Source organism: Deinococcus aquatilis DSM 23025 (assembly GCF_000378445.1).
GTDB classification, from domain to species: domain Bacteria; phylum Deinococcota; class Deinococci; order Deinococcales; family Deinococcaceae; genus Deinococcus; species Deinococcus aquatilis.
On record NZ_KB899725.1, the window covers coordinates 49713 to 55974 of the forward strand.

General features: G+C 58.9%; 6 protein-coding genes and 1 rRNA gene. 6 read left to right on the top strand and 1 reads right to left on the bottom strand.

All coding sequences use genetic code 11. The features are described from left to right. Window positions 1–22: 22 nt before the first annotated feature. From F561_RS0116040 to F561_RS25670, 5 genes are all read left to right on the top strand, one after another. The gene (locus F561_RS0116040; protein ID WP_019010983.1) at window positions 23–1783 is read left to right on the top strand and encodes a peptide ABC transporter substrate-binding protein; all 1761 of its coding nucleotides are present in this window, start codon (window positions 23–25) and stop codon (window positions 1781–1783) included. Window positions 1784–1919: 136 nt separating this feature from the next. Continuing rightward, entirely contained in the window at window positions 1920–2918 is a 999-nt protein-coding gene (locus F561_RS0116045; protein ID WP_019010984.1) for an ABC transporter permease, read from the top strand. 21 nt (window positions 2919–2939) lie between these two features. Beyond that, window positions 2940–3863, top strand: coding sequence for an ABC transporter permease (locus tag F561_RS0116050; protein ID WP_026298981.1), 924 nt, complete (start codon window positions 2940–2942; stop codon window positions 3861–3863). 120 nt (window positions 3864–3983) lie between these two features. Next, complete coding sequence (ruvC, locus tag F561_RS0116055; protein WP_019010986.1) at window positions 3984–4493, top strand: crossover junction endodeoxyribonuclease RuvC; 510 nt, start codon at window positions 3984–3986, stop codon at window positions 4491–4493. Between the two features lie 11 nt (window positions 4494–4504). Continuing rightward, window positions 4505–5233, top strand: a complete 729-nt coding sequence (locus F561_RS25670; protein ID WP_019010987.1) for a PrsW family intramembrane metalloprotease — start codon at window positions 4505–4507, stop codon at window positions 5231–5233. Here F561_RS25670 and moaD read toward each other — a convergent pair. Next, window positions 5230–5916: a molybdopterin converting factor subunit 1 gene (gene moaD / locus F561_RS0116065; protein ID WP_019010988.1), complete on the bottom strand. Its 687-nt coding sequence runs from the start codon at window positions 5914–5916 to the stop codon at window positions 5230–5232. The two genes, F561_RS25670 and moaD, sit on opposite strands and share 4 nt — an antisense overlap. A gap of 224 nt (window positions 5917–6140) precedes the next feature. On the opposite strand from moaD, the gene F561_RS0116070 reads away from it, so the two are divergent. After that, window positions 6141–6262, top strand: a 23S ribosomal RNA gene (locus F561_RS0116070); the annotation flags it as partial.

Genomic DNA, 6262 nt, shown 5'->3' on the forward strand with positions numbered 1-6262 from the left:
ATTTAAGCTCCCGGAGGTTCGTATGAAAAAGACCCTGGCAATCACAGCATTCTTGCTCGGCACAGCCCTCGCTGGTCCTGCGAACAACAGCTTGGTCATCGGCACTTCTCAAGAGCCGCCGAACATCTACGATCCCTGGAACACCAACAACCTCGCCATCACCAGCGAAATCAACGGTTACATGGGGGCAGCCCTGATCGGGTTGGACGACAACGGTGATCCTTACGCCGACATTGCGACCCGCGTTCCCTCTCTGAGCAACGGCGACTACAAGGTTGTCAAGAATGCAGCGGGCGACGTGGTACGCAACAGCGTGACCTACACCATTCGCAAAGAAGCCAAGTGGAGCGACGGCACGCCCATCAAGATTGCGGATTTCCAGTTCTGGTTGAAACTAGTCAACGACGACCGCGTACCTGTGCCTGACCGGACGCCCTGGGACCGTGCCAAGATCACCACGACTGACGCCGACACCTTCACCATTACCTACGATCCGCCCTATCTGTTTGCTGACCAGACCAGCCCCGGCTTCGCGCCTCAGCACGTCATGGGTGCAGCCTGGAACGCTTTCGACGCCAAGACCAAGAACGAAAAAGACGCCAAGGTGACGAACGAGGAGTGGAAGAAGTTCATTTCCAGCTTCACGACCTCGCGCAACCTGCCCAAAGTGGTCGCTGGCCCCTTCAAGCCCACCGCGTGGCGTAGCGGCAACAGCCTGACCATGACCCGCAATACCAACTACTGGAACAAGCCCAAGGGCGGCGAAGACAAGTACGTCCAGACGGTGGTCTACCGCTTTATTCCTAACACCAACACCCTGAAAGTCAATATCTTGTCGGGCCAACTTGATGCCCTGAGCGCCGTCGGGCCGACCTTCGACCAGGGTGTGGATTTGCAGCGCAACGAACGCGGCAAGTTCAAGACCTACTTTGTGCCCGGCGCAGTTTGGGAGCACATCGATGTCAACACGCGCGGCCAGAAAGCCAAAGATCTGGATATGGACGATCCCCGGATGCGTCAAGCCCTTCTGCTCAGTATCGATCGCGACGCACTGACCAAGGCGTTGTTTCAGGGCAAGCAGGCCGTCTCCAACAGCTTCGTGAACCCGATCAGCAAGCTCTACAAGAAAGACGTGCGGGACTACAACGCCAACGTGGCTCAGGCCAAGGCGCTGTTTACCCAGCTGGGCTGGACGGCAGGCAGCGACGGCATTCTGCAGAAGGGCGGCAAAAAGCTCAGCCTGAACTTCGGCACCACTGCTGGCAACAGCACCCGTGAGCGCGTCCAGCAGATTTTGCAGGCCCAGTGGAAGGCTGTGGGCGTGCAGGTCAATATTCAGAACTACCCCTCCAGCGTGTTTTTCGGTCCCGACTTCCTGAGCAAGGGCGCAGACGGCAAGTGGGACCTGGCCATGTACGCGTGGACCGGCAACCCCATCTTTGAAGAAGGCAACCTGTTCAAGGGTTCGGGCGTGCCCACCGCCGCCAACGGCTACTCGGGCCAGAACAACTCCGGCTGGGTCAATGCCGAATACGACCGCCTGCACAAGCAGGCCCAGACCGAATTCAACCTTACAGATCGCATCAAACTCTTTGACCGGATGCAGACCATCTGGAACACGGAAGTGCCCGCGCTGCCGCTGTACTACCGCGTCAACGTATACACCAAGGTTCCCGGCCTCGTGAACTACACCTTCAGCGCCTATACCCTGTACCCCAGCTGGAATGCTTCGAGCATCGGTTGGGCTTCACGCGGCGCTGTCGAGGAATACAAGCAGAAATAAGGCTGTCTGGGCGAGTGGGACGGTCAGACCGGGCCACTCGCCCAGACCGTAGGGGGAAGAGCGAATCACCGCTTTTCCCCCGTCTGCTTTACTTGCTGCCGTCTCTCACTTCTGATTTCACCGCGAGGCCGAACCTATGGCAACCTACGCACTTCGCCGCCTGATTCAAATGATTCCTCTGCTGCTGGTCATCAGTCTGTTGGTGTATTCACTGACGGCCCTGCAACCCGGCAGCCCCGTCGATCAGCTGACGTTCGGTAACAGCAACATCACCCCGGAAGATATTGCCCGCCTGAAAGCCGCGTATGGCCTGGATCAGCCCTGGTACACCCGCTACTTTTTCTGGCTGGGTCACGCCATTCGGGGCGACTTTGGCTATTCGCAGGATTACAGTATCCCCGCCGCTCAGTTCGTCTTTCAGCAGCGCATGCCCAATACGCTGCTGCTGACGGTTCCGGCGTTGATTCTCAGCACGCTGATTGCCGTTCCACTGGGCATTTTCAGTGCGGTTCGTCAGTACTCCATTCCCGATTACGTGCTGACCTTCTTCAGCTTTGTCGTCTTCAGCGCTCCGGTGTTCTGGGTCGGGGCAATGGCGCTGTACTTCGTGGCGGTTTATCTGCCCACGGCCACAGGCGGCGCATTGTCGTTGCCACCCGGCGGCCTCGGCAGCCCCGATCTGCCGCTGGATGCGGGCTTCTGGGCCACCACCCTCGACAAACTTCATTACCTGATTCTGCCCCTCAGCATTCTGATGCTGCGAGAAATTGCCGTCACTCTGCGCTTCATGCGGGCCAGCATGCTGGAAGTCATGAATCAGGATTTCATTCGCACTGCACGCGCCAAGGGCTTACCCAGCCGCATCGTGTTGTTCAAGCACGCTCTCCGAAATGCCGTCGTACCGATCATCACTCTGCTTGGCCTCAGCATTCCGGGGTTGTTCGGCGGCGCAGTCATCACCGAAAGGGTGTTTTCCTGGCCCGGAATGGGAAACGCCATCATTGATGCTCTGATCAGCAAGGATTTCAACGTGGTCATGGTTTCTCTGATGTTGCTGGCACTCCTGACAGTCGTCTTTCAGCTGATCACCGATCTCGTTTACGCTGTGGTCGATCCCCGCATCCGGTACTCGTGAGGTTGTCGCCATGAGGTTTCTATGACTGTCGCTCTTGCCAAGCCGCGCCGCGTCCGCAGCAACTCCACCCTTCAGATCGCTCTACGCCGCCTCCTGAAGCATAGGGTGGCGATGATCAGTCTGGTCATCATTTTGCTGCTGATTCTGGTGGCAATTTTTGCCCCCCTGATCGCCCCATATGATCCCAACGCTCAGGACCTGGAGGGCATCTACAGGCCGCCCGGTCCCGGTCATGTTCTGGGCCAGGACAGTTTGGGCCGCGATATGCTCTCCCGCATCATCTACGGCAGCCGCATCAGTCTGCTCGTGGGGTTTACGGTGGCGGTTTTCAGTGTGGTGCTGGGCACCCTGATGGGCGTGCTGGCCGGATATTTCGGTGGGCGTACCGACAATCTCATTAGCCGCTTCATCGAGATCATGCTGTCTATCCCCGAATTGCCGCTTCAGCTGACGATCAGCGGCCTGTTTGCCGTCAGCGACGTGCCCGCCATCGCCGCCCTGCGGGATAATCCACTTTCCAGCGTGTTTATCATCGTGGGCATCTTTACCTTCTTCGGTTGGATGGGCACGGCCCGGCTGGTGCGCGGGGAGGTGTTGCGCCTCAAAAATCTGGAATACGTCGATGCGGCGCGGGCGCTGGGAGCCAAGAACGCCCGCATCATGCTTCAGCATCTGGTTCCCAACCTGATCGCCATCATCATCGTCAACGGCACTCTGGCTGTGGGCGGCGCGATCTTGGGTGAGGCGGCCCTGTCGTTTCTCGGTTTCGGCATTCAGCCCCCTGTATCTACCTGGGGCAACATGCTCAGCAATGCCAACGAAGTCGTGCTGGAACATCCCTACGTGGCCTTTTATCCGGGACTGGCAATCTTGCTCACGGTGCTGTCGTTCAACTTTCTGGGCGATGGCCTGCGCGACGCCTTCGATCCCAAGAGCCGCCTGTAAACTCAGGAGAACCACGGGGGCCAGCTGTTCGGGAGAATTTCCCGGCCTGCTGGCCTTCTTTCTGTCGGCCTGTCGGCGGCAATCCACATTTTTCGGCGCTGGATCGCTTATTCTGCCCCTATGATCGTTCTCGGCATCGACCCCGGTTTAGCCAATCTTGGCTTGGGGCTGGTGGAAGGCGACGTGCGGCGGGCCAAACATCTGCACCACGTCTGCCTGACCACCGAAAGCGCCTGGATTATGCCCCGGCGCTTGCAGTACATCCATGAAGAAGTGTCGCGTCTGCTGGCCGAATACCAGCCGGATGCTGTGGCTATCGAAGACCAGATTTTACGCAAGCAGGCCGAAGTGGCCTTCAAGGTCGGGCAGGCCTTCGGGGTCGTGCAACTGGCCTGCGCTCAGGCGGGCGTGCCAGTACATTCCTACGGCCCGATGCAGGTCAAGCGCTCGTTGGTGGGTACAGGCCGCGCCGAGAAAGAGCAGGTCATCTATATGGTCAAAGCCACGCTGGGCATCCGTGAGTTGTTCAACAACCACGCCGCAGATGCATTGGCAATAGCACTGACTCATCTGGCACACGCGCCGATGCAGGCCCGGTCAAGCGCCGCCGCCGCGCTGCTGCGTTCCTGAACTCCACGTTGATGCTGGCGGCCTCGCTCCTCTCATCGGTGGCGCTCACCTTTGCCTGGCTCTATTTCTTCGTGCGCCGTGACCGTCACCCCGAGCCGCTGTGGTTGTTGGCCCGCACCTTTGCTTGGGGCATGTTCGCCTGGTTGGTCTCGGCGGCGTTCGGTGTCAGCCTGGAGCGTATTTCGTTGGGTCACGCCACCGTTACATTGCTGCTCCTGGCCCTCCTGACAGCCATTCTGGAAGAAAGCAGCAAGTTTCTGGCAGCCAGCACCGTCGTCAATGAGCGCGACTTCGATGAACCGATGGACGGTCTGGTCTATGCCGTGACTGCCGCGCTGGGTTTCGCACTGATGGAAAACATTACCTATGCGCTGGGTTTTGGGCCACGTGCTGCCACCTGGCATGCCCTGATCACCACGCTGGCCCACGCCCTTTTCAGCGCTCCTCAGGGCTATGCGCTGGGCGGACGGCACTGGCAAATGGGTCGTTGGTGGGCGGCACGCGGGCTGCTCCTGAGTATCGGGCTGCATTTCTTGTTCAACAGCCTGCTCTCAGAAGACGGCCCATCGGCAAGCTGGCCGCGTCTATTGGCCCTCGGTCTGGTCGTCGCGTTTATGGTCGTGCTTGCCAGTCGTTACTACCGCCACTTTGAGGCCCATGCTCGTCCGCAGACTGTTCCTCTGTCAAACCTCCCTCTAGATCAGGGCCACGAGATTCAGGGTCGTCAGAATGACGGCTAAAGCGTAGGCTGGCCCGCTGTTCCGTCTACCCAGTGTTCGCCGTCCTCGTCTACCTCACGCTTCCAGACAGGCACCTGCACCTTCAAAAACTCGATGATGAAGTCGCATGCTTCCAGTGCAGCGCGGCGGTGTGGGCTGGCGACACCAATAAGAATGCTGGCTTCACCAGGAAGCAGGCGGCCCACCCGGTGCTGAATAAAGATCCGCAAGACACCGTGCTGTTCACGGGCGGCTGTGGCTGCACCATGCATGACTTTCTCTGCCAGTGGTGCAAAGCCTTCGTACTCTATGAAGTCCACACGCTTGCCTTTATTGGGACTACGAACCGTGCCCACGAAATAGGCCTGTGCCCCGTAGGCAGCCTGCACCAAAAAAGTGTCTGCCGTTTGCAGCGATAGGGCGGCAGAAGTGACCTCGCAGTGTGTCTCTGGGACGTCTTCCGCCTCCGCGCCGCCAGCAACGGGAGGCAGAAAGGCCACCTCATCACCGTCCTGTAACACGTGTTCAGGCGTGGCGTAGGTTTCGTTGACGGCCACCATGCAGCCTTTCAGGCTTACTCCATGTCGCTGCTCTATGGCTGCCGCAATCTGCCGGACATCAGCAGCGGCTTCCACATCCAGAGAGAGGCTTTCCGTTCCTATTTCACGCTTCAGACGCGCAAAAAACACCACATTGACCCGCATAATTCGAGCCTACCATGTGGCCCAAAAGTCGGCCGTGACCTACAGGTGGGATGGGGCGTAGAAGAGGGGGTTGACAGGTGAGGGAATCCCCTGTAATCTCTCTGAGCCTCAAGAGAGGCGCGGTGCATGACAAGCGAGTGAGAAGAGCGAGAGCAAGCAGAAATTATTCTGTCTGCCTTGAGCAGACAGTAGCAAGCTGCCTCCTGAGAGGGAGGCAGTGGAGCGGTCAAGATATGAAGGGTCCACGGTGGATGCCCTGGCACTGGAGCCGATGAAGGACGCGATTACCTGCGAAAAGCCCCGACGAGCCGGAGATACGCATTGACTCGGGGATATCCGAATGGGG